The 23,186-nt window shown below is 41.8% G+C and carries 20 protein-coding genes and 2 pseudogenes; 6 read left to right on the top strand and 16 right to left on the bottom strand.

Translation table 11 applies throughout. The features are described 5' to 3' along the window. Positions 1 to 24 precede the first annotated feature (24 nt). From IAR63_RS04735 to IAR63_RS04725, 3 genes are all read right to left on the bottom strand, one after another. Positions 25 to 4,281, bottom strand: a complete 4,257-nt coding sequence (locus IAR63_RS04735; RefSeq protein ID WP_187706777.1) for a choice-of-anchor I family protein — start codon at positions 4,279 to 4,281, stop codon at positions 25 to 27. Between the two features lie 245 nt (positions 4,282 to 4,526). Further along, on the bottom strand, positions 4,527 to 5,384 hold the full coding sequence (locus tag IAR63_RS04730; RefSeq protein ID WP_187706776.1) for a DNA adenine methylase: 858 nt from the start codon (positions 5,382 to 5,384) through the stop codon (positions 4,527 to 4,529). Positions 5,385 to 6,049: 665 nt separating this feature from the next. Beyond that, on the bottom strand, positions 6,050 to 6,778 hold the full coding sequence (locus tag IAR63_RS04725) for an LptF/LptG family permease (RefSeq protein ID WP_235678416.1): 729 nt from the start codon (positions 6,776 to 6,778) through the stop codon (positions 6,050 to 6,052). A 305-nt stretch (positions 6,779 to 7,083) separates the two neighbouring features. Here IAR63_RS04725 and IAR63_RS04720 point away from each other — a divergent pair, with 305 nt between their 5' ends. From IAR63_RS04720 to IAR63_RS04710, 3 genes are all read left to right on the top strand, one after another. After that, the gene (locus tag IAR63_RS04720) at positions 7,084 to 8,286 is read left to right on the top strand and encodes an AAA family ATPase (protein WP_071242149.1); all 1,203 of its coding nucleotides are present in this window, start codon (positions 7,084 to 7,086) and stop codon (positions 8,284 to 8,286) included. Continuing rightward, on the top strand, positions 8,286 to 8,918 hold the full coding sequence (locus tag IAR63_RS04715; RefSeq protein WP_187706775.1) for a DUF4276 family protein: 633 nt from the start codon (positions 8,286 to 8,288) through the stop codon (positions 8,916 to 8,918). The genes IAR63_RS04720 and IAR63_RS04715 overlap by 1 nt, the downstream gene beginning before the upstream one ends. Before the next feature lie 260 nt (positions 8,919 to 9,178). Next, positions 9,179 to 10,228: a hemerythrin domain-containing protein gene (locus IAR63_RS04710; protein WP_187706774.1), complete on the top strand. Its 1,050-nt coding sequence runs from the start codon at positions 9,179 to 9,181 to the stop codon at positions 10,226 to 10,228. Between the two features lie 154 nt (positions 10,229 to 10,382). Here the strand turns inward: IAR63_RS04710 and IAR63_RS04705 are convergent, their stop codons facing one another. The 9 genes and pseudogenes from IAR63_RS04705 to IAR63_RS04665 form a co-directional block, all read right to left on the bottom strand. Continuing rightward, positions 10,383 to 10,502, bottom strand: coding sequence for a photosystem II reaction center protein J (locus IAR63_RS04705; protein WP_006277319.1), 120 nt, complete (start codon positions 10,500 to 10,502; stop codon positions 10,383 to 10,385). Between the two features lie 63 nt (positions 10,503 to 10,565). After that, positions 10,566 to 10,685, bottom strand: coding sequence for a photosystem II reaction center protein PsbL (locus IAR63_RS04700; protein WP_197704893.1), 120 nt, complete (start codon positions 10,683 to 10,685; stop codon positions 10,566 to 10,568). A 9-nt stretch (positions 10,686 to 10,694) separates the two neighbouring features. Next, complete coding sequence (psbF, locus tag IAR63_RS04695) at positions 10,695 to 10,832, bottom strand: cytochrome b559 subunit beta (RefSeq protein WP_071985093.1); 138 nt, start codon at positions 10,830 to 10,832, stop codon at positions 10,695 to 10,697. Positions 10,833 to 10,841: 9 nt separating this feature from the next. After that, positions 10,842 to 11,090, bottom strand: a complete 249-nt coding sequence (psbE, locus tag IAR63_RS04690) for a cytochrome b559 subunit alpha (protein ID WP_187706773.1) — start codon at positions 11,088 to 11,090, stop codon at positions 10,842 to 10,844. A gap of 153 nt (positions 11,091 to 11,243) precedes the next feature. After that, positions 11,244 to 11,579: pseudogene (locus IAR63_RS04685) on the bottom strand (phycobiliprotein lyase); the annotation flags it as partial. 81 nt (positions 11,580 to 11,660) lie between these two features. Next, positions 11,661 to 12,788 (bottom strand): reverse transcriptase N-terminal domain-containing protein, encoded by a 1,128-nt coding sequence (locus tag IAR63_RS04680; RefSeq protein WP_187706772.1) that lies wholly within the window; start codon positions 12,786 to 12,788, stop codon positions 11,661 to 11,663. 556 nt (positions 12,789 to 13,344) lie between these two features. Continuing rightward, positions 13,345 to 13,578 (bottom strand): annotated as a pseudogene (locus IAR63_RS04675) (phycobiliprotein lyase); the annotation flags it as partial. Between the two features lie 91 nt (positions 13,579 to 13,669). Then, a complete protein-coding gene (locus IAR63_RS04670) occupies positions 13,670 to 14,338 on the bottom strand; it encodes a HEAT repeat domain-containing protein (RefSeq protein WP_096547787.1) in 669 nt (222 codons plus the stop codon). A gap of 63 nt (positions 14,339 to 14,401) precedes the next feature. Continuing rightward, on the bottom strand, positions 14,402 to 15,091 hold the full coding sequence (locus tag IAR63_RS04665; RefSeq protein ID WP_187706770.1) for a fasciclin domain-containing protein: 690 nt from the start codon (positions 15,089 to 15,091) through the stop codon (positions 14,402 to 14,404). Positions 15,092 to 15,250: 159 nt separating this feature from the next. Here IAR63_RS04665 and IAR63_RS04660 point away from each other — a divergent pair, with 159 nt between their 5' ends. The 3 genes from IAR63_RS04660 to IAR63_RS04650 all read left to right on the top strand — a co-directional run bounded on the left by IAR63_RS04660 (position 15,251) and on the right by IAR63_RS04650 (position 19,316). Beyond that, the gene (locus IAR63_RS04660; protein ID WP_187706769.1) at positions 15,251 to 16,045 is read left to right on the top strand and encodes a glutathione S-transferase family protein; all 795 of its coding nucleotides are present in this window, start codon (positions 15,251 to 15,253) and stop codon (positions 16,043 to 16,045) included. A 107-nt stretch (positions 16,046 to 16,152) separates the two neighbouring features. Then, on the top strand, positions 16,153 to 17,877 hold the full coding sequence (locus IAR63_RS04655) for a helicase HerA domain-containing protein (RefSeq protein ID WP_096547309.1): 1,725 nt from the start codon (positions 16,153 to 16,155) through the stop codon (positions 17,875 to 17,877). A gap of 455 nt (positions 17,878 to 18,332) precedes the next feature. Then, positions 18,333 to 19,316: an RNA polymerase sigma factor, RpoD/SigA family gene (locus IAR63_RS04650; protein WP_187706768.1), complete on the top strand. Its 984-nt coding sequence runs from the start codon at positions 18,333 to 18,335 to the stop codon at positions 19,314 to 19,316. On the opposite strand, the gene IAR63_RS04645 is transcribed toward IAR63_RS04650, so the two are convergent. From IAR63_RS04645 to IAR63_RS04630, 4 genes are all read right to left on the bottom strand, one after another. After that, the gene (locus tag IAR63_RS04645) at positions 19,313 to 20,572 is read right to left on the bottom strand and encodes an LL-diaminopimelate aminotransferase (RefSeq protein WP_187706767.1); all 1,260 of its coding nucleotides are present in this window, start codon (positions 20,570 to 20,572) and stop codon (positions 19,313 to 19,315) included. The two genes, IAR63_RS04650 and IAR63_RS04645, sit on opposite strands and share 4 nt — an antisense overlap. Positions 20,573 to 20,616: 44 nt before the next feature. Next, positions 20,617 to 20,949: a thioredoxin family protein gene (locus tag IAR63_RS04640; RefSeq protein ID WP_187706766.1), complete on the bottom strand. Its 333-nt coding sequence runs from the start codon at positions 20,947 to 20,949 to the stop codon at positions 20,617 to 20,619. A gap of 102 nt (positions 20,950 to 21,051) precedes the next feature. Next, positions 21,052 to 21,840, bottom strand: coding sequence for a PspA/IM30 family protein (locus tag IAR63_RS04635; RefSeq protein ID WP_187706765.1), 789 nt, complete (start codon positions 21,838 to 21,840; stop codon positions 21,052 to 21,054). Positions 21,841 to 21,972: 132 nt separating this feature from the next. Then, positions 21,973 to 23,160, bottom strand: a complete 1,188-nt coding sequence (locus IAR63_RS04630; RefSeq protein ID WP_187706764.1) for a hypothetical protein — start codon at positions 23,158 to 23,160, stop codon at positions 21,973 to 21,975. Positions 23,161 to 23,186 lie beyond the last annotated feature (26 nt).

The following is a 23,186-nucleotide window of genomic DNA, read 5'->3' as shown; positions in this document are numbered from 1 at the left end:
GACACCAAGATTACAAAGCGAGGCCTAGGGCAAATTAGCTGGAGGATTGGCAAAAACGAAGGTTGCACTTGCAGCATTCACCCCGTTTAGAGTAGCAATTAACACACCATTTAGGCTGATATCACTACCACTGAAGGTCAGGTCGCCCAGAGAGTTTGCAAACTGGTTGGCAATGCCTATTACATCCGTACCGATGGTGTAGTCAACAATCCTATTGGGGGTTTGTAAGCGGGTCGGGTCATCTGTGAGAATCCAAAATTGATCCGCACCAGCACCACCGGAGATTATATTACCTCCACCTTCACCCACAAAGAACCGGTCATCACCATCACCACCGATGGCACGACCATTAACACCGAGGGAGAAGATATCATTCCCCACACCACCAGATATCCGGTAGCTACTGGCTTCTGTGGCATCAAACTGGTCATCCCCACTACCCCCAAAGGCTCGATCTCCATCAGCTACAGAGATTATATCTGCACCACTACCAGTGAAAATGCGATTAGAACCAACATAGGATTTAGCTCCGCCTATGGGGATATCCACTTCGTCTTTGCCAGCACCCGTAAATACCAAGCTATTGAAGCCAGTAAATTCCTTAACGCCAGCTTGGATGGTGTCAGCATTGGGAGTGCCAGTAATCAGACTTGGTTTAGGAATAATCGTGTCTTCCCGGAAGGTGAGGTTTTGGATACGAGTATCAAATGCTGGACTAACATCAGGAACTCCATAGGCCTTAGTGCTAAAGTGATCGCCAAGATACTCAGCTAAAACATCCTGTTCCGTACCAGGAAGGGCAAAGGTAAATTTGCCGGGAGCCAAAGTTAAAGCAGTATCAACCTTGCCATTGCCATTGACATCAGCCGTTTCACCGCGCAAATCTACTCGGTTGGCTAGGCTTGCATTTTGCTTGACAAAAGTGGGAAAAGGATAATTGTCACCACCAAGGACAGCAGTAGCACTAGTACCCGCCAGAAAGTTTAGTGTTACCATTCTAAAGCTGCGGTTGGCATCTCCAACTAACACACCATCTTTCACAATGATGTCTACCAATGAGCCATCTTCTTTCACCACTGCTAAATTGCGAACCCGCTCACCTTGTCTACTCACTTCACCAGTCGTACTATTAAACTGAATCGATGTTTTGCTAGGATCAAAGCTAAAGTTTAACCCGGATATCTGGGGAAATTGTCCTGGGGTTGTACCTGGGGCAGTACCCGCTACTGCATGCTCAACTATGTGCTGTAGTTGTTGGGCGGTAACCGTAATTAGTGATAGGTCATTGTTAAAACGCAGGGAGTTCTCAATGTCTAACTGAGACACATCACCTTCCTTTTTATTTGGTGCTAGAGGGTTGGGCTGAGTTGGCAGCTTAACAACATCATCTTTGCTGATTGCTCCTGCACCTGTGCCAATGGCACCGATATTGTCCCGGATACCACCGCCATTTTTTAGGGCGATAACCACGCTGGGATCTAGCTGCTTGGCATACCAAAGATTGGCATCAGCGGTCAAGTTACCAAAGTTGGTTTCTTGGGTGCGCACATCCTCACGAGTACCGTTGAGAAACACACTGGCTTTGCCCACAATTAAGTTGTCTTTACTAGCAAGAAGGTTTTTGATCCCATCAGCGATCGCTACCACATTGGGGTTAGCTACAGCACGAGGATCAACATCACTGCCATAGACGCGATCAACTCCTGCATCATCTGTAGCATAAGCTCCATTAATTGCGCTATCCAGTTTGTTAACCTGAATCACCCCATCCTGGTCAAATTCAGCCACTAAACGCCCGACGTACTTGTAATTAGCATCTGTACTGACCACCAAAATAGGCTTACCATCTGCGCCTGTCTTGACAATGGGATAATCGCCCTTGCTGCTGTCACCTGTTCTCAGCCCATCATTGGCATCAGACAGAATAGTATGGTTCCCCCCCGCGATGATGATATCCACATCTCTCAATCGCTTCGCCAATTCATCCCGCTCAATAGTCAACTGCTGCATGTGAGCTAACAAGATAATCTTGTTAATACCCTGTGCTTTGAGTATATCTACAGAAGTCTGAATTTCCGCAGCTAATGCGTCATAGTCAATGGGGTTAGCTGGCTTAACTATAGTGCTACCACTTGAAGAAATATTTGCCAAAGTTGGTGTAGTTGCACCTACAATGCCAATTCTTTGGTCGTCAGCAGTGCCAGTAATACCATCAATACCCGCAACATTAATGATGGTACTTTTAGCAATCTTACCCTTTATAGAGCTGGCATCAGCGGTATTTTGGTTAGCGGCCAGGTCAGTTGCACTGAGGTTGCCCGCTGTAATTTCAGGGCTAAAATCCAGGTTAGTACTCAAATAGGGGAAGTTGGTCCCTGGGTTACCGCTTCCTGTCCTGAGAATATCACGCACTTGTCTCACACCCAGGTCAAACTCATGGTTGCCCAATGCGGAAGCTTGAATGCCAATCCCATTTAGAATGCCAATATCACCACGTCCAATGACTGGAGCAGTGCTAGATCCCAATCCACCCACATTATTCAAGCTGGTATCGCTGGAAGCATTGAAAAATGCGCCTGGAATATAGTTATCGCCAGAAGAGAGAATCAACGTGTTGGTTTTGTATTTAGGATCATCCTTGAGTTTATTGACAACAGCTGAAAAGCCAATTGCATCGGTAACAGCAGGAATGCCACCCTCAAAGTCTGAACCATGGAGAACTTGCAGGGTGAAGTTGCCTGTACTAGTTATAGCTGCTACAGTTTCAAATACACTAACAGTGTTGCTGACTTCATTGGCAGTAATTACTAATGGTTTGCCAGTAGGACTATCAACGGACGGGACAAAAATCAACCCCTCTGCGCTACGATCTTCAGCAGTATTAACATACTGTACAAAGGTTGGGTTGCTGGCATTAGTAATATCATAAACGATTACATCACCAACGCGCTCTAAACCAACAAAGGCATAGGTACGCCCATCAATCACACCAACAGTCACACCCTCTGGTTCGGGACCTTTGTTATCACTGCGGGTATCGAATCCTGCATTGGGTGCACCATCGGAGTTAAACCCTGTGGGATTAAATTGGGCAGTGAGTTTCTCTAACTGATCACCACTGTAAAAGATCAAGTTGCCACTGCTATCCCAAATGGTGAAGGATCTGGCTCCAAAGGCTTGAATTTGGTCAAAGTCCCCATCACCATCCGCATCCCCTGATTTGTTGCTAACTACCAAACGACCAAGTTTCTCAGGTTTTTTCAGGTCACTAGCGTTGGGGAAAACTGTAGGATCCAGTACGTAGAAAGCGTCGCCAACTCTTGACTCCTCATTGAAAATCGTCCCTTCATTGCCAAAGGAATTATTAGAGGTGGGACGTACCCGGGAATCACCTTCATTGGCTGTAATATAGTAGGTTTGACCATTGCTAATGAAACTAGCGATCGCATCAGGTTGATACATGCCAAATACTGGCCAGTTAGCAATATTGATCTTGCCACCTCCACCTGAAGTGCCATTAACATCTCTATCACTGGGGTCAATACCATTACCAACCAGATTATGATTCTTTAGCCCTAGAGGTTTAATGCTGGTAATTGTGGCACTAGCAACGTCAAGAAAGGCGATCGCATTGGCTTCTTGTAGGGTAATTGCAGCGGTTAAACCATCGGGGGAAATGGCAATATACTCGGGTTCCACATCTTGCGATAGGGTTGTATTGTTGCCAATAACCCGCAGTCCTTGGGATCTTAGGGTAGCCAATTGACTATCAAAAGCGTTAAACTTAGCTTCCTGGACGGTAGCATTAGCTGGACCATTGGTTAGGTCAATGATGCTAACAGAACCTTCTGGATCAGAACTATAGTTCTCATTGGGTTCCCCTTCATTAGCCACTAAAACCTTCTTACCATCGGGGGTAAAGGTGAGCATATCAGGTAAGAAACCGACTTCCACGGAATTAATGAAGTTACCATTGCCACCATCAAAAAAGCTAACCCGACCGCGCTGATGAGTTCCTGTGGCCGTATCTTTTATTTCGTAGGCAACTGCCACTATTCCATTTTTAATCGCAATGCTATTAGGCGCAGCTGTTCCAGAAGTAGGACTAAACCCAGGGGTCAGTTTTCCAACACTGGTCAATGCCCCTGTAGTAGTCATTGTATAGATATCTACAACACTAGCAGCAACAACATAGAGACGTTTACTGATAGAGTCAAAAGCAGGAATTTCTGAATTGGTTGTACTAGTGGCACTACCAACCTTATTTAGTCTAATTGCCATTTTCGCCCATCTCCTCTAAATATATCAATATTTCAACTGAAAATCCACAAATTTCTGGGTGATAGCTCAAGATAGTTAAAGACTTTCTTAAGAACAAACAATTAACGAATATACAAGATTAAGATAGGCAATCGGCTTAAGATACGGTTATAATTAGGTTAAGAATTAAAAAATAGCAATTTCGTCGAGCAGCTATTGTGGTGATGACAGGGGAAGATGCGTGCACATAAATTCAGCAATAGGTATCAATGTCCTAGTCTCTGACGTTCTTGATTAGCGATCGCCTCGGTGGTGACTTCAAATGGATAGTTAGTGATGAATAATTCCTTGCCCTTGTCTGCTTTATTCTGTTTGTAGTTGTTCATTCCGTATTGCAACTCCCACTCATAAATATGGGCAAAGGAAAAACTGTGCCGCACTTGTTCGCAATTATCGTAGGTGATCAACCATTTATGTGAGCAATCTTTCATCAGGTTGGCAAAGCGAGAATGGTCAAAACACGTGTGTAAATCCCCTTTTTTACCATAAAGCCTAGATTTAGTATTGGTGAAATAAGGTGGATCTAGAAATATAAATACATCGTCTCCTGGTTCTGTCAGTAGGACACTGTAGTCATAATTAGTCACGTGGGTATTAGTAAAACAACTATCCAGTGCTGCTAACCGTTCAATAGAAGAGTCTGTAAAGCGACTGTTGAAAGAAGCATTGCTATAACCTCCGCTTTCAATTGTCCCGGAAAAGGTAATTCGGTTAAGAACGAAAAATCGGACAGCTCGCTCCAGTGGACTCATTTTACTTGTGGGAGCTAGGGAGAGAGATTTAAACAAGGCACGCCCATCTGTTGTCTGTTTTTTTACTTTCCACACGGACTCGACTAACTGTGGTAGATTAGTTTTGACCATGGACCAGAAGTAATATAGTTCGGGGTTGAGATCATTTATCCAACAGGGTATATGATAGTGATTTTGTAAAACATAAAAGAATACGGAACCTCCCCCAACAAAAGGTTCGCGGAACTCTTTATATTTATGAGGTAGGTAGTGAGCAATTTGAGAAATTGCCTTTTGTTTACCACCAGGATAACGTAATGGGCTCTTAAGCATAATGGATTATATTTGAATGCAAGAGATTATTTTATTAGATGTAGTATGTAATCGCATATAAACTTTTTGTATTCGTTCCAGCGTTTAAGGTTAAAGATCTACCCTAGGATAGATGCGGAGGTAACTTCTGATATATTAAAGTGCTTTTGTTTACACTTCATGCAATGATTCTGCCTAAGGCTATAGATTCCTCCCACTAAGTAGAGACGCACAATTATTTGTAGGATGGGTTAGGGGTAGCATAACCCATGGGGGTGTTGGGTTTCATGCATCACCATTAAAAAAAGGAAATGTTATTGTGAAATATAACGTACCACAAAATCAGCGATCGCTCTTCATTTACTAGTATACTCATAACCTCCCCTTGGTTACTAGTCGGTATGAGATCCCTTCCTTCGAGATCACGTAATGCACTTTTAAGCGTAATAGATTATATTTGAAGCCAAGAGATTATTCTACTTTATTTAATGCGATTTTTTATAATATGGCGGTTTTATATATATTAACCTAGGACTCAGGGAGATAATGTGATCTTGCCAATATAAGACTCCCCTATGCGATCGCTCACTAAAAAAATCTATCTAAGCTACCGTGTTTAGATATGGTCGTAAATGCGATCGCATAAAAATTGGTCGTTAGAGTCGTTAGAGGGCTTATTTTTGTGATTAGCGTCTTGACAACAAATAAAGACTTATACCAAGTCCAAGTATATTAGGCGAGAAGATGGCAAATACTGGGACATACCTTTGAATAATTAAAGCGTTAATTATAGCTTCAAAGACCTTTATTGCTCCAATAATTAGCAACGTAAGGCTAAAGCTACTATATTTGATTTTCGGTCGCATATTGATTCCTATTGACGACCCAAGTAGGGTGAAAATGACGCAAGATATAGGTAAGTTGAAACGATTAAATAAGGTAATTTTTAGGTTTATTATTTTGTTCATGTCTCCTAGTTTATTGGAAACTATCAATCTCTGGTAGATCTGGAGAATATTCATTTCTCTATCATCCAATTTTTCTCTATCTAGTTGAAACTGCTGACATATATTAGGCGAATCAACCACAATTTGTTCAAAAACTTGTTCCTTACCAAAAGATCCATCTTGGTTGATTGTATTTTTAACTCCATTATAAAAATGAAGACATTTACTTTCTCCATAAATTAGGGCAATTTGAGAGTTTATTATTACTTTTAATCCTTGAGAGTCTGAAATCAGTAAAGTAGGGTTAATCATCTTGTGATCGATCAGTTTTTCAGCGTAAAACAAGTATTTAATAAACTTATATTTGTTTGATAGATCACTCTTACTTGTTTGTGCCAACTCTTTATATATAATGTCATTATTATCCAATCTCTCTCGATTTATATTCATCACCGACTCTAAGGCAATAGCAGCTTGATGGTTACTATATGGAACAATGAAATCACTACTAAAAAATAATATTAATAATGTTTTGTCAATAGGTTTCAGAAAAATTACGTACGTATTTTTTAAAAGTACGTTTTAATACTATTAAAATGAACCAATCAGCAAGCGATCGCTTGTGGCATTCGTCTACCTGTGGTATAGTCTATTGGCAAAAACCTATCCGAACTAGTGTGTTAAGATAAAGGTTAGAATGGGAACCTATGGGAAGCGATCGCCTGTAGAAGCCTCCCCGAACTGCTATGTTGAGTTCAAGAAGTACCTTAGATATGATGAATCAAAATAAAACTCCTCCTCGGATCCAATACCTTAAAATCGAAAACTTTCGGGCATTACGGAAAGTCGAGCTCAAAAACCTTACGCCCCTCACAGTCCTCCTAGGTCCCAATGGTAGCGGTAAATCTACCCTCTTTGATGTCTTTGCTTTCCTCTCTGAGTGCTTTGAACTAGGACTGCGTCGCGCCTGGGATAAACGTGGTAGAGCTAAAGAACTAAAAACTAGGGGCAGTGATGAGGCGATCGTCATTGAGATTCAATATAAAGAACCCGACTATCCCACCATTACCTACCACCTAGCAGTGGACGAACGCAATGGCGCACCCTTTGTCAAGGAAGAATGGCTGAAATGGCGACGAGGCAAACATGGTCAACCGTTTAATTTCCTAGACTACAAGGAGGGAAATGGAAAAGCAATCAGTGGTGAGCTACCCGATGAAAAAGACAAACGCATTGAAATTCCTCTCAAATCCCCTGACCTGCTAGCTGTTAACGCCCTGGGTCAATTTGCTGAACATCCCCGCGTCGCCGCCCTACGAGACTTCATCACCGGTTGGCACGTCTCCTATCTCTCCGCCGACAGTATCCGCACTCAACCTGAAGCAGGCCCCCAAGAACATCTAAACCGCAGCGGAGATAACCTTGCCAACGTGATCCAATACTTAAATGAACAACATCGCGATCGCCTAGAAGCAATCTTTACAACTTTGCGGCGGCGAATCCCCCGCATTGAAAGGGTTTTGACTGAGTCTATGCCCGATGGTCGCCTACTCCTACAAATCAAAGATACTCCTTTTACCCACCCTATAATAGCACGCTTTGCTTCCGATGGCAGCTTAAAAATGCTGGCCTATTTGGTGCTGCTGCAAGATCCCGCTCCCCCTTCCTTTATTGGCATTGAAGAACCTGAAAACTATCTCCACCCCAGATTGCTCCCCGAACTCGCTGAGGAGTGCCAGCAGGCAACTGCTAGAACTCAAATGCTTGTCACCACCCACTCTCCCTTCTTCATCAATCAGCTTAAGCCTAAGCAAGTGCGAATTATCTATAGAGGAACTGATGGCTATACTCGAACACAACTTATTGAGGATATTCCAGGGATCAAGGAATTTATCCAACATGGAGCAAACTTAGGAGATTTGTGGATGGAGGGACATTTTGAAGTTGGCGATCCTTTAAATCAGGAGGGTATTTAATGCCCAAAACAAATAGTTTTTGCATCGAGGTTTTAGTAGAAGAACCTTCTGCTGAAGAAGCCCTCAAAACCCTTTTGCCAAAATTACTCAAGGGGCGATCTCGCCATAAAATCATTAATTTTGGGAGTAAATCAAAACTGCTTAAGTTACTGAGCCAACGTTTATCTGCCTATGGCGATCGCATCAGCAAAGGAGAAAACGTACGGATTATTGTATTAGTGGATCAAGACAATGATGATTGTAAAAAATTAAAAAATCAATTAGAGGCAATTGCTCAACAAACAGGATTATCCACCAAATCTAAACCAGATTCTGAAGGAAGATTTGTAGTTCTCAATCGGATTGTGATCAAAGAACTAGAATCTTGGTTTATTGGAGATACAGAGGCTTTGCGTAAAGCTTTCTCCAGCTTGCCGAGTATATCACCTAAATCAGGAATCTTTCGCAGTCCCGATAATGGGGGTAGTTGGGAGGCTCTACATCGGTTCTTAAAAAAACATGGCATTTATGAAAACGGCTACCCCAAAATAGAAGCGGCCCGCCGCATTTCTCTCCATATGAACCCAGATCAAAATTACTCTCCAAGTTTTAACTGCTTTAAAGCTGGAATAGAAGCCTTCCTATCTCAATAAACTTTACATTCTGCGTCTTCTGTTTTGATATCTTCTCCTTTCTCACCAAATATTTTTATATTCTTTATCCGTGGACAATTCTCATAGAAATAAATCCGATCGCACAACACAATCTCCCCAAAGTTAGATACTGAAATTATGGCAGATTGATTTTTTTCCCCCTTGGGATAATAGGTATTATTTCATCAGAAAGATGGAAAATATTAAGTGCTGAGCAAAACTTAGGTTAGATTCAATAAACCTAACGAGGGCAAATTCCAATGGTGGCGGTTTTAGATGACACTAAAAAGAATTCCATGGCGGTAAAACTGGGTGATATGAAATTACTCCAACAGTTATTACTGGATAACGAGGAAAGATTTTTGCTGGAATGTACCGACGGCGAAATAGCAGGAATTATTCGCAGAATGCTAGATGATGACCGGAAAAACCTAGCCCTTCTTAATACTGTGGTTGACCAATTTGGTCTGGAAAAAAATGCTGAACCCACGGTGCTGCAAATGGTTGAAAAGGTTCGTCAACTAATGGCAAGTGAAGAACTCAGCTTCTTTGATAAGGTCTTTCAACATGAACTATTAAAGCACCAACAGGTGATGAATGGAATAACAATTTATAAGGCTGCTCAGAAAGTTGGCGCTGATATCATGGTAGCAATTAGACCTCTAAGTGCCATTAATTCTGAAAATCGTACGCACCAAGAACAATTGAAGGGAATTTTAGAAATCCTCGGTGTCCGAGAACTAACAGGACAAGACGCAGACCAGGGTATCTGGTCTCGGGTTCAAGACGCAATTGCTGCAATTACTGGTGCGGTTGGTGGTGCCCCCGGTCATGAAAGGGAAAAAGCTACTATCCAAGATGCTATCCGCCAAGATCATAATCAGTTGAATATGTTATTCACAGACTTAATGCAAAGCAGTGACTCCCAAAAAATTCAGGAATGTTTTGCAAAAATTAATCAGCTTCTCACTGTTCATATAGCCGCTGAAGAGGAAGTGGTTTATCCACGAGTCCGTGGGTTTTATGGGGAAGAAAATACTCAACAACTATACGACCAACACGCTCTTTGGATTCCCTGGTGGGAAGAACTGAGATTGATTAGTCCTAGCACACCAGAATTTAAAAATAGACTTAGAGAAATTTGGGACCATGTTACCAATCATATTCGCCAAGAAGAAAATACAATGCTTGTAGCTATTGACAATAATATGAGTAGTAAAGAAACTGAACAGTTAGCTGCAAGATTTGATTCGGTTAAGAATCAACTTGAGAAAAGAAATACAGGTTATGGCCTTAGACAAAACGCTTAAAACAGGGTCGATGGGATGCTGAAGAGGCGTTCTGTCTACCTACAGAGGCTATAAGGCATAAAAAAACCAACAAATTAACCGTCCATCCACAACAGATGGACGGTTTAATGTTGCTTATTCAGCTCATTAGACAAAAATGCGGATCAGGTTTTGATTACAATGAAGAACCAAGTCCGGCGTAGGCTCCGTAAAAGAAAATACCTACAACAGTAATTACACCTAAACCCGCGATTGTGGCAACAACCCACAGGGGAATTCTCCCGCCTCCAGACATGGTTTTCTCCTCCCTTAACAAGTCAACAAAAAATCAGCAGTCATATTTCCAGCTCGTTAACAGTTAGTTAAAGAAGTAACTGGAAAATAGAATCCCTAGAACGAAAATTAATAACAGTCCTAGGTATAAAGAAGTACGGTTTAGTTCAACAGGTTGTTGATTAGGATTAGGCGTTCTTTCCATGATTTACTCCTAGCGTTGAATAAACTGCATTGCTGCGATCGCACCCAAGAAGAAGACAGTTGGCACACCGAGTGTGTGAACTGCTAGCCATCTCACCGTAAAAATTGGATAAGTAACAGGTTGATTGACGTTATTGCTGGTAGCCATGTTCTTAAATTACTTTGCGATAAATGTTTCTACTTGTTTCTTAGCTTCATAACGGTTGCTAACAATTGGTACTTCTTGACGCACTTGAGTAAAATACTCATTAGGACGAGGTGTACCAAATACATCATAAGCCAGACCTGTGCTGACAAACAACCACCCAGCGATGAATAAAGCGGGAATGGTGATGCTATGAATTACCCAGTAACGAATACTGGTTATAATGTCCGAAAATGGACGTTCTCCAGTGGTACCTGACATTTAGACTACTACCTTTGCAAAAACTACTATTGATTCTATCAAAAAAAGGTCATAGTCCCCATTATATTTGGAAGGGAGGTGCTATGAAAGCACCTTAATAATTGACCTCAGTGTTGGCTTTATCCTTTTGTGTTATCCATTATCAGCTAGTCTTTAATTAGCTTTATTAGCCCGCTCCATAGCTGCTTGAGATGCAGCAGTACTGCCCATACGAATTTCGGAAGTAAAGGAAGCCATACTAAAACCGCCGAAACGTTTAAGCACTCCCACACGCATCCGTAGATTGGGACTAGCAAACCATAGCCGTTCCTCGGAGGACATGGTTTCATACTCTGTGATTAGAGTCAATGCACCATCGTTGCCCATCTTATAGGTTCCAGCTACTGGCATTTTTTCTGCATAACCCATTTCTCTCAATAGTTTACCTTCACCTGGTTTATTGGTGTCGGGTACGGTGACTAAAACTGTGGAACCTTCATGTTTTGGTTGAGTCGATGGAGGGTATTATCCTTCGCACCTCTCGTTTAAATCTGGGCGTGCGACTTTCACCGCACCCAGCTTCCGATGTTCTTAGCTATAGCTTTTGCCTGGAGTGTGAGAAAGGGTGGAGTTTTGCCACTCACCATTTCTAGAAGAGCTTTGACCAGAGTTTACTCGTGGAAATGCCTTATTTATCAGTTGCTTACTGATTTGTCGGTTTTGTTTTGTTTCCCGATTAAACACCTTGAAAGCTCTGTACTTTATATGGTAGAGGGAAAATCTCGCCCCACTCATGTTGCAATAGCGATGGTAATTTCTCCACTCTCCTACGATCAAGCTCAATTTCTGTGCCTTGATAGTAGCTCCATAATTCGAGTTGTTGACTATGTGTTTGACTTTCTGGCGAAAAGCTTGGAAGTTTTTTAGTCCGGGGACACATCTCAACTTTCCGTTTTTTTGCACTTGAAAATGCCAACTGAGAAAATCAAACCCATCTGTCGCTGCAATCAATTTAGTTTCTTCCGTAGCTAATTCTATGCCATCTTTTGCCAGGGAGTGACGAATAGTGTCAAGTATTCTTTCTGGGTGATCCTGGGATTGGAGGATAATCACTATTTCCCTTCCATACCAAACTAATTTTCCTATGTCTTCTATTTCCTTGAGGAAAATATTAGCCAGTAAGGAGGTTATCAGTTCCGGGTTCTCCACTGAAACACATTGTGACCTAATCCCCCGTTTGATCTCTACAGGAGCTATCAGTCTTTTGCAAATCGCTCTTGGGTTGATTTTTTCTAGAGATTTCCCCAAATCAATTTTGATTACTCTTGTTTGATGACCAGGAATTTCCGATAAATATACTTGTAACATTCTTTGTGCATCCTGGGGGGAAAATCCTCGTTTCCATCCATAACTGTTGATATGGAAATTAGTTTCATGGGCTGGCTCTAAGGCGTATTTAATCACCCACTGCCATACCCGCTGTCTAATGGTAGGGGATAAAACCTCTGTAAGAGAATTTGCCTGTAATACTTGACGAATGGCTAGTAATTGTGCTGACCTAGATTTTAAGATTAGCTTTTGAAGAGACTTGGCCTTGCGCAGGTCCCCAACCCGAACGGCTTTGTACACTCGTTTTTGTAAGCGGAAGAGATGGCGGCAAAATTGTCGCCAGGGTAACCTCTGCCAAGATTCACTAACATTTCTGCTGTGTCTAATCATACTTTAACTCCAACTTGTGTATTCTGAACACCTCCGACCAATTACGGTCAGTCCTACCCGAAGTGAGGGAATTTTGCTTCTCGTCAAGCCTACTTGGGTTTCGACGTTCCCTAGACCCTCAATTCGTTTTTATTCGTTCCCCCGGTTAGATTGTTAGTTTCCTTAGGTGTAGTCAATTCAACTACTGGTTTCCCAAGACTCTTACCGCTAATCCAAGAAAATGCGGCGGGAAATATATCCAGTCAAGTCGGGTTTTAATGTTGTGTCCCGCTTATGGGTAAGTTGCTTTTTTAGACTCTGTTTCACCGTAGAAACACCCCATTAGCACCAGTGTCATCCCACAACGGATGTCTGATTGCACCCTGTTCCCAGCTTCACCCTCCAGTTACCGAGTCTGGTCAGTGTGGGCAGATCGGGAGTCACACCTGAGTCTGGCGGATGGGACTTTCACCCATATCCAACTGAGAGTTCAACCTTCATCTACTTGTTTATTACTAGTTGAGGTTGGTGAGGTTATTACGGATTAGTTACCGATGTTAGCCCACAACGAATCGCACTCTTGGTCCCATTCCATGGTTCCTTTCCAGGTGACTCTTGCTCCACAGGAAGCTACATCGGGAAGAATGGAATACTGTTCACACAGTTTAATTACTTCTGGATGGTCTACTGTGAGTATGTCAATTACAATGTCTGATTTACCATCTTCTGACTGTTTAAAGGCCAAATGGTGGCTAGTACGGTGGGAAAACCACTTTCCAGCACTTAATTCGAAAAACTCTTCCACATTCATGAATGTAATTATCCTAAAGGAAAATAGCTACTAAAGAAAATATACTCAAATATTTCCAATATTTCCATTTTGCTGAGATCAACTGTTACTTTCACTCACTTTGGACTTTTTTCAGAGATATGGTTGCAGCTTGAGAAACATGGGGATGACTATCCTTTTCCAAGTATTTTAGAGCTGAAATACTTTTGGCTGTAGGTAGGTTGCCTAGGGCTTCTGCTAATCGCTGTCTGACTAACCAATCTTCTGATTGTGCAAATCGCAAAATATGATCTACTGACTCAATTGATTTAATTTCTCCTAATGCTGAAATCGCTGCTTGCTGAATTACTATCTCCTGACTATCTAAAGCCTGAATTAGAATGTTATATGCACGCTTGTCCTTGAGATTACCTAAGGCTACTGCTGCACTAAATCTAACTAACCACTCCGTATCTTCGTAGAAAGCTCTTGATAAAGGTTCTAACGCTCTGTTATCTCCTAAATATCCCAGAGCCCCAGCTGCATCCGCACGAATCCCATAATCAGGATCAGTTTCTAGAATTCTCACTAAAATGGAATAACATTCTGAAGTTGATTTAATTCCCAATGCAAACACTGCCATAGAGCGCAGCTGTATGGATTCGTCATTAAGAACCTTCTTAATTAGGGGAACTGCATCCTCCGCAGGAACATCCCGTAATTGTGTTAGAGCTACCATGCGATCGCGCAAGTTCGGACTTGCTAACTGGGTGGAAATTTCCTCTAAGCTGGGAACATTCATCGTTATTACATCACGTTTCCATCAATATATATTCTAGTCTGATTTGAGCTGGGGGGACATGCTTTATTTTAAACTGGGTGGTAAGAGCAAGCTGTCAATTTGATGAATCACACCATTGCTGGCACTAATATCTGGTTTGGTGATTTTGGCACTGGTGCCTTTAGGTTGACCATCACTTACATATATACTTTCATTTTTAATTTTGACTTGAATTGGTTCTCCTTGCAAGCTTTTAATTGCGCCCGATTTTAATTCCTCAGATCCGATTCTTCTCACCACCACATGGTATTTTAATATGTCTACTAAAACTTGTTTATTTTTGGGTCTAAACAAATTCCGTAGCTCCCTTCTGGGAACCTTAGCAAATGCTTCATCTGTGGGAGCGAAAATGGTGAATTGTTCACCCTCTTCTAGGGTTTTTATTAGTCCTCCCGCTTCTAAGGCCCTAATCAGGGTTTTAAAATTACCTGTGGACTTGGCTACCTCAATGAGATTTTTTGCCTCAGTATCTTCCGGTATAAATATTGGTAGTTCCGGCGGTTTTGGATCTGGACTGGTAGTGGGTTGGTTGGGGGTTTGTGGGGTAGTTATTGCAGGATTGGATTGAACTATCTCCACTTTACTCCCCACAGATGGTAAATCCACCCCCACACTGATACTGGTTAATCCCAAAATCCCCATGAACCCGGTGAATACTTTCACCTGACCAAATCTCCAACTGTTTCTCAAATTAGCTCTCAGTTTAAATTTCATAGATTTTGTTTGTTAGTATTTTTTGTCCTTATTAGTTGACCTATGTCATATTTTATGAGACTATGGGAGGAGAAATATTTATTTCTATCCCAGGTGTTAAGAGTAGGAGTATATAATGGAGGATATATACAAATCAAGAGGTTTATCAATTAAGAGAATATGCTGGAATTATATCAATGGGAATTATCTCACTATTCAGAGAAAGTACGTCTATGCCTTGATTATAAAGGCTTACAATACCGCAAAATTGAAGTTACACCGGGCATAGGTCAGTGGGAGCTTTTCCGCTTGACTGGACAAAAACAGGTTCCTGTGTTGAAAGATGGTAATAACTATATTGTGGATTCTAGTGAAATCGCTAAGTACCTGGATCTGGAATATCCCGATCGCCCTTTAATACCCAAGGAGCCAAAAAAACGCGCCCAGGCACTATTATTAGAAGATTGGGCTGATGAAACCCTTGGTGTTCTGGGACGTAAAGCCTTTTTTGCTGCTGTTAGTCAAGACCTGTCTTTTCGTAAATCACTTTTACCTCTATCAACTCCAGATTTTCTCAAATCTGTAGTGGTGGGTGTTCCTGGTGATCTCTTGAGTGTTTTAGGTGTGGGAGTTGGCTTCACTCCGGATGCAATTAAATCGGCGATCGCCAATTTGAAGCAAGATCTAGAAATCCTCATGGAACTATTATCGGATAGTCCCTACCTACTAGGGGACGAACCCTGTATAGCAGATCTAGCTGTAGCGGGATTATCAATCCTATTGAAGTTCCCCACGGGTCCCTATTTAGATTTACCAGAATCTCTTAGAGGCAAGGGTCTGCCTGTCTTAGCAGACAATCTTGATTATGAGCGATTTTTCGCTTGGCGCGATCGCATTTATTCACAATTCAGGAAACCTTTAACGGGTCAAACTCCTGCTACCACCAGCGGTCCAAGTTCCATAGAAATTGATTAAATAGGACTGTGACCTAAGCCAGAACGCTAGAGTTGGTGGCGTGATTACCGGATAGGCGTTCTGGCACTAACCAACTAATTTTTTAGATCAACTGAAATGAGTTTAAAATGAGTTCTGGAAATCCATTAGGTTCGGTTATTAGAGGTTCTTTAACCAAGGGGTTAGAGATCAGATTACACTCTGATGTCTCCGTAGAAGATATGCGTGTTGGTAAATTTCTGGTCATCCAAGGTGCCCGTTCTCGTTTCTTTTGCATGGTGACTGATGTTGCCCTAGGAACGGCAAATGAACGGATTATAGCCAGTCCTCCCAATTGGGAAGATACTTTTTTAAGGGAGGTTTTGGCTGGTAGCAGTACCTATGGTATCGTCACCTTGGCACCAATGCTCATGTTTACACCAGAAGATACGGAGCATACTTTTAACGGTAAATATGCCCAGAGTTCAGGATTTTCTGGGAATGGTTTGGCATCTTTTCAGCCTCAAACCGCAACCACAATGGAACTGCTACCGGTAAAAACCATACCTACTCACTTTAGTCAGGTTTACGAAGCTGAGGAATATGATTTTCGCAAAGTTTTTGGATGGGAAGACGATCAGCAGCGCAAAAACTTCTCCATTGGTAAACCCTTGGATATGGATGTGCCAGTTTGTATTGACTTAAATCGGTTTGTAGAAAGGAGTAATGGGGTTTTTGGTAAATCTGGAACTGGTAAATCCTTTCTCACCCGGTTACTTTTAGCTGGTGTTATCCGTAAAAATGCTGCTGTTAACCTAATTTTTGATATGCACTCCGAATATGGTTGGGAAGCGGTAGCAGAGGGTAAAGAAGTAAGCACGGTCAAAGGTCTCAAACAACTATTTCCTGACAAGGTAGAAGTTTATACCCTAGATCCGGAAGCGACTAAGCGAAGAGGTGTTAGGGATGCACAGGAGCTATATCTCAATTACGAGCAAATAGAAGTAGAAGATCTGAAACTTTGTGCCAATGAGTTAGGAGTTAGTGATGCTTCAATGGATAGTGCTAGCATCCTATATAAACAGTTAGGTGACCGTTGGATTCCCGAATTGTTGGGGATGACAGGGGATGACATCAAATTGTTTTGCGATGAAAATCCCGGTCATGTGGGGTCAATTGCAGCTTTGCAGCGCAAACTAATGCGACTTGAGAACCTCAAATATATACGAAACGCACGTAAAGATAACTATATTAAGAAAATAGTGCAATCTTTGGAAGCTGGGAAAAATGTAGTGATAGAATTTGGAACACAGTCAAACATGCTATCATATATGTTGGTGACTAACATGATTACCAGACGTATACATGATCACTATGTTACCAAAGCGGACAAATTTTTGCACAGCAAGAATCCGCTGGATAAGCCAACACCACTAATGATTACAATAGAAGAAGCCCATAGGTTTCTTGATTCCGCAGTAGTTCAAAGTACCATATTTGGCACCATCGCTAGGGAGTTGAGGAAGTATTTTGTCACCCTTTTGGTGGTTGATCAGCGCCCATCGGGAATAGATAATGAAATCATGTCCCAGATTGGCACCCGGATTACAGCTTTGCTAAACGACGAAAAGGATATTGAGGCGATTTTTACCGGGGTATCGGGTGGTAGCGTGCTGCGTTCAGTACTGGCGAAACTGGACTCTAAGCAGCAAGCCCTGATCCTAGGTCATGCTGTGCCAATGCCTGTAGTAATACGTACTCGGGCATATGATGGAGTGTTTTATAAAGAGATTGGTGATGTAGATTGGCAAGAGATGTCGGATGTAGAGGTTTTTGCTGCTGCCAAGCTGGCTAAAGCAGATTTGGGTTTTTAGTGGCGAACCAGGATGAGATTTTTGCTTTGCCAATTTCGTAATATCCACCATGGAAAAACTGGGATTGGTTCGGTTATCAGGTAAGCTGTGGTAACACTAAAAACTACTCCTCAAGTCATAATGGATGTATGGCTTGACTATCCCGGTAGGTTAGCAGATCCCCAGAGTTAATAATACAGCAGTAATGGGATTGTCGTCACATATTCCTGAGTTTTTAGGAACAAGGATTGAGGTAACAGCGTCGTGATTACAAGTACACTCAATCAACGACTGTAGTAAATGATATTGATATAAACGAATGTGATAGTTTTAATCAGCTTTGAAATTTATTTTTGGAAATGTAGCTCGACTGAAAATATACCTCCTTATCATAGCAATCAGGAGATAAGCAGGGAAGTAGTCTGAAGAAAGAGTGATTTTGTATAGGTGTATATAGAGTAAGGGGTAAAGTACTAATGTCTACTGTTAAAAAAGAAAGTGATAACGGAAAAACCAAACTGACAGCGGATATGGTGCGAACCTATCTGCGAGAAATTGGCCGCGTACCGCTGTTGAACCGGGAAGAGGAAATAATCTATGGTAAGCAAGTGCAGCAAATGATGATCTTAGTGGAAGCTAAGGAAGCACTAGCTAAAGAACTGGGGTATGAACCAAGTTTATCAGAATGGGCAATTTATGTTAACCAGTCGGAGAACGACGTGAAACATAAAATATCCACAGGTAAGCGAGCTAAGCAAAAGATGATTGAAGCCAATCTAAGATTAGTCGTAGCAATTGCCAAGAAGTACCAGAAGCGGAATATGGAATTTCTGGATTTGATTCAAGAAGGAACTCTGGGATTGGAAAGGGGGGTAGAGAAGTTTGACCCTACCATGGGTTACAAGTTTTCTACCTATGCTTACTGGTGGATCCGTCAAGCAATTACCAGAGCAATTGCCCAACAGGGAAGAACTATTCGTCTCCCCATCCATATTACCGAAAAGTTGAACAAAATCAAAAAAGTGCAAAGGGAGTTAGCGCAAAAGTTAGGGAGGTCTCCTTCACCCACGGAGATTGCCAAGGAATTGGAGTTGGAACCTGCTCAAATTCGAGAGTATTTGAATATAGCTCGTCAACCAATTTCCCTAGACGTGCGAGTGGGTGACAATCAGGATACAGAGCTGCAAGAAATGTTAGAAGATGATGGCCTGTCACCTGAGCATTACACCACCCAGGAGTTTTTGCGTCATGACCTCAATAACCTATTAGCAGAACTGACTCCTCAGCAGAGGGAAGTTGTGATTTTGAGGTTTGGGTTAGAAGATGGAAACGAAATGTCTTTAGCGAAGGTTGGGGAGCGACTGAATATTAGTCGTGAGCGCGTTCGTCAACTTGAACATCAAGCTCTGACACATTTACGTCGTCGTAGGAGTAATGTAAAAGAATATGTTACTAGTTAATTCGTAGCTGAAGGCGATCGCTTGTTCCATGGTATGGTTTTACCATCACCTGCGATCGCTAAAAAGTCGGCAATCTTCTCTACTGCATTCTCCAATATGTCCATTTCTTGTACTAACGCAAAACGTACATACCCTTCCCCTCCTTGACCAAACCCTACCCCAGGAGCAACAGCTACCCCTGTTGCTTGTACTAGTTCCGTACAAAATTTAATTGAATTGTTACTCCATTCATTAGGTAATTTTGCCCAAATATACATGGTGGCTTTTGGAGTCTCTACTTCCCAACCCTTGTTGTGTAGACTTTTGATAAATCCATCTCGCCGTTGCCGAAAAATGTCAACCGTTTTTTTAACACTTTCTTGGTCACCAGTTAACGCGGCGATCGCTCCATTTAAAATACCTAAATATTGATTAAAATCTATACTTGATTTTATTTGCTTTAAAGCTTGAATTAATTGAGCATTTCCAATGGCATAACCAATGCGGAAACCACCCATACTATAGGATTTGGATAAGGTAAAGAATTCTATACTGATGGTTTTCTCTGGATCTGCTTGCAAAATTGAAGGAGCTAAAGATTGAGAATCACTTATTTCTCCCTGGGTAAAGACTAAATCCACATAGGGGAAATCATGTACTAGGACAATATTATGTTTTTGACAAAATTCCACAGCCTCCTTAAAAAAGGATAAAGGAGCGATCGCACCTGTGGGATTGTGAGGATAACTTAGAACCATCATTTTAGACTGACTGACAATTGCTGGGGGAATATCAGTTAGTACGGGTAAAAAGTTATTTGTTGGCGTTAATGGTATGGGATAGATTTGCCCACTGGCTAAATACACTCCACCCGCGTGGGAGGGATAACCCGGATCCAACAATAGGGCAAAATCTCCAGGATTAAGAATTGCTAGGGGTAAATGCGCAGTTCCTTCCTGGGAACCAATTAATGGTAAAACCTCTGTTTCTGGGTCTATGGGAATACCAAACTTCTGTTCATACCACTCAGCTGCTACTTGACGGAATCTTTGAGTACCTTTAAACAGTAAATAACCATGAGTTCCAGGATCATGCAGGGACTGGGCGATCGCCTGAATCACATGATTTTCTGCTGGTAAATCAGAAGATCCTAGGGATAAATCAATTAACTTTTGTCCCGCAGCTATAGCTAAAGACTTAGCTGTATCCATATCCGAAAATACATTAGACTGTAAAGGTTGTAAACGTTGTGCAAATCGGATTTTATTTTTGGACATGGCAATAACCGAACTAACAAAAAACAACGGAAAAAAGTAAACAGTTAATTATTTAAATTCTCATCCAACCAACCAAGAAGTTTTTCCTTCCCGATCACCCCCTCCGTAGAAGCTTTTAATTTTTTAGATGCAATCAGTCTCAATGCAGGCACACCTTCCACCTGATAGGTTTTGACGCTATTCGGATTTGGGTCAACCTCCATCTTGACAATTTTCAGGCGATCGCTATATTTTTCCGCAGCTACATTCATCAATGGAGCCATCAATTTACAAGGACCACACCAGGAAGCCCAAAAGTAGACTAATACTGGCTGATCAGCAGCCAGAACCTCCGATGCAAATTCAGCATCAGTGATAGTTATTACACCCTTACTCATAAAATTCTCCATGCCATTGTCAAAAGTTAACCCACAGACCAGTTTACCGTAAACTGGTCATTATTACCCGAAAAGTCAGATGGGGAGAGTCAATTATGTCAATTATAATTTATCCAGTTGTTTTCTCAGCTCTTCCAATTCAGCATCTACGGGTTCAGCGAATTTGCTTTGATCCTTTTGGGAACTACTGCTAGATTCAGCAGGAGGTAATTCTCCTTTAGGTGTAGGAGCTGGTGATAGTATACTAGCCTTCAAAGCTGCCAATTCATCATCAATATCACTACTACCTTCTAGACGAGCAAATTGGCTATCTAAATCCGCACCTACTAATTCGGCTGTAGACTGGGCACGAGCCTCTTGCATGAGAACTTTCTCTTCCATTCGCTCAAAAGCAGCCATGGCACTATTACTATTCATATTAGTAACCATCGAGCCAATCTGTTCTTGAGCTTTAGCAGCAGTAATACGCGCCCTGAGCATGTCCTTTTTGTTCTTGTACTCAGCAATTTTGCTTTCCAATTGAATCAAGCTCTTTTTAAGAGTCTCCACCTGAGTAATTTGCTGGTCTAAACTGGTCTTGAGAGCTATAGATGTTTCATTAGCACTTTTCTTCCGTTCCAAAGCTTGACGTGCTAGGTTCTCATCTCCTTTTTGTACGGCCAACTGGGCATTGCGCTGCCACTTATTCACTTCACTAGCAGCATCATTATATTGTTTTTCCGTGCGTTTTTGGGCAGCAATAGCTTGTGCCACCCCTTGACGAAGCTCCACCAAGTCCTCCTGCATTTCCAAGAGGGCCTGTTCCAGCATTTTTTCTGGATCTTCAGCTTTATTGACTAAATCATTTAGATTGGCACTAATTACTCTTTTTAACCTATCAAATAATCCCATAATTTTTTCCTGCTTGTGTGTTTTTTATTTGGAAGACGATGGCTTGACCAACAAGTTTACAAAGCTGCTTTATTGAGGTCAAGAGCTTGTGTAAAAACGAATATCAAGATAACTCCAGTAAGGGAGAAAAGATTAATTTCGTAAGCGGGCTTTAATTCCCCTAGCTTCTAGTTGCTGTAACCTTTGTTTTGCTTCCTCTGGAGTTAGGAATGCGCCCAGATAGATGTACTTTTGATTAGGTGACAAATAAGCATCGGGGACAACTTCCTTAGCTGCACTCAAGATAGTATCACTCTCATTATCAGTTATCAGATAATAATAGGGATTATTGACCGCTTGTGCTACTGCGTTAGAACCTTCACCTAGCTGTAAGTTTCGCCTCGGGACTTCCTGTTTGATTTGTCGTTTAATTCTTCCCCCACTAATACTAGCAAATTGGGTATTGGATCGGGGGGCGGATGGATTACTAGATGAAACCCCTAAGCCAGATCGAGAGGATGTATTTTGGCGGGTAGAATTTTGACCGGATTGGAGAGAAACAGGAAGATTGGTGGATTTTGGAGGGGAATTAGGTTGGCTCGGGGATGGTAATTGCCCATTGTTTCCACTTTTTATCTGTGACACCCTAGGAAGTTGAGGAACAGAAGTAAGTGATTGTGAACCAATGGAAAATTGATTGTTCACTGCAGGACTGTTTGTATTCCCAGAGGTGTTAGAGGTGGAAACCTCCGGATTAATATTAAATGGGTTAAACTTACTTAAACTTAATTTGGAGAGACTACGGAAATTAAATAGCACATAACCGAAACCTAAGCTGGTCAAGAGCATGAGAAAAATAGAAAAAACTCCCAGGGGTGAGAGCGAACCACCCTTACTCCGATTAAACGTCTTCCTATTGTTTTTATTGAAATTCTTTTTGTTCAACTTTTCTGGTGGAGGTTGGAAGGCTGATTCTTCCTCCAAAGATGGGGAATCGAAAATTTCTTGCCCTGCTCCCTCCGGAAAGCTTGTGGTTGTGTCCCCATAACTCCCATCTGATGATGGAGTACACACATATTCAGAATAACCTAGGGTGGGGTCTAGGGAAAAGCGATTTGATAAAGGATCACCCTCTTCTCCGGATGACACTTTTAAGTCTATATTATCAGATGTGATATATTTACTATCAACCGGTCGAGCACTATAACGGGTGCGTCTGTATCTAACTAATTCCTCATCTAGTCGCACCTCCAAGTTTTTGAGTGCTGTGGCCAGGATGGGATTAAGTCTGGAAGTCTTGGGGAATGGGTTATGAGAATTGATTCTGGTATTCTGACTCATTCGACACCACACCTTAAAATTTAAAT

This window comes from Cylindrospermopsis curvispora GIHE-G1, from assembly GCF_014489415.1.
In the GTDB taxonomy this organism is placed as follows: Bacteria; Cyanobacteriota; Cyanobacteriia; order Cyanobacteriales; family Nostocaceae; genus Raphidiopsis; species Raphidiopsis curvispora_A.
The sequence above is the reverse complement of the archived record's forward strand: the minus strand, read 5'-3'. Positions and strand labels throughout refer to the sequence as shown.

Coding starts and splice junctions, on each gene's coding strand:
- IAR63_RS04650 (WP_187706768.1), top strand. CDS start 18,333: ATGTCTACTGTTAAAAAAGAAAGTGATAACGGAAAAACCAAACTGACA.
- IAR63_RS04630 (WP_187706764.1), bottom strand. CDS start 23,160: ATGAGTCAGAATACCAGAATCAATTCTCATAACCCATTCCCCAAGACT.
- IAR63_RS04640 (WP_187706766.1), bottom strand. CDS start 20,949: ATGAGTAAGGGTGTAATAACTATCACTGATGCTGAATTTGCATCGGAG.
- IAR63_RS04720 (WP_071242149.1), top strand. CDS start 7,084: ATGATGAATCAAAATAAAACTCCTCCTCGGATCCAATACCTTAAAATC.
- IAR63_RS04655 (WP_096547309.1), top strand. CDS start 16,153: ATGAGTTCTGGAAATCCATTAGGTTCGGTTATTAGAGGTTCTTTAACC.
- IAR63_RS04660 (WP_187706769.1), top strand. CDS start 15,251: ATGCTGGAATTATATCAATGGGAATTATCTCACTATTCAGAGAAAGTA.
- IAR63_RS04665 (WP_187706770.1), bottom strand. CDS start 15,091: ATGAAATTTAAACTGAGAGCTAATTTGAGAAACAGTTGGAGATTTGGT.
- psbF (WP_071985093.1), bottom strand. CDS start 10,832: ATGGCTACCAGCAATAACGTCAATCAACCTGTTACTTATCCAATTTTT.
- IAR63_RS04635 (WP_187706765.1), bottom strand. CDS start 21,840: ATGGGATTATTTGATAGGTTAAAAAGAGTAATTAGTGCCAATCTAAAT.
- IAR63_RS04730 (WP_187706776.1), bottom strand. CDS start 5,384: ATGCTTAAGAGCCCATTACGTTATCCTGGTGGTAAACAAAAGGCAATT.
- IAR63_RS04715 (WP_187706775.1), top strand. CDS start 8,286: ATGCCCAAAACAAATAGTTTTTGCATCGAGGTTTTAGTAGAAGAACCT.
- IAR63_RS04705 (WP_006277319.1), bottom strand. CDS start 10,502: ATGTCTGGAGGCGGGAGAATTCCCCTGTGGGTTGTTGCCACAATCGCG.
- IAR63_RS04680 (WP_187706772.1), bottom strand. CDS start 12,788: ATGATTAGACACAGCAGAAATGTTAGTGAATCTTGGCAGAGGTTACCC.
- IAR63_RS04710 (WP_187706774.1), top strand. CDS start 9,179: ATGGTGGCGGTTTTAGATGACACTAAAAAGAATTCCATGGCGGTAAAA.
- IAR63_RS04700 (WP_197704893.1), bottom strand. CDS start 10,685: ATGGAAAGAACGCCTAATCCTAATCAACAACCTGTTGAACTAAACCGT.
- IAR63_RS04735 (WP_187706777.1), bottom strand. CDS start 4,281: ATGGCAATTAGACTAAATAAGGTTGGTAGTGCCACTAGTACAACCAAT.
- psbE (WP_187706773.1), bottom strand. CDS start 11,090: ATGTCAGGTACCACTGGAGAACGTCCATTTTCGGACATTATAACCAGT.
- IAR63_RS04645 (WP_187706767.1), bottom strand. CDS start 20,572: ATGTCCAAAAATAAAATCCGATTTGCACAACGTTTACAACCTTTACAG.
- IAR63_RS04670 (WP_096547787.1), bottom strand. CDS start 14,338: ATGAATGTTCCCAGCTTAGAGGAAATTTCCACCCAGTTAGCAAGTCCG.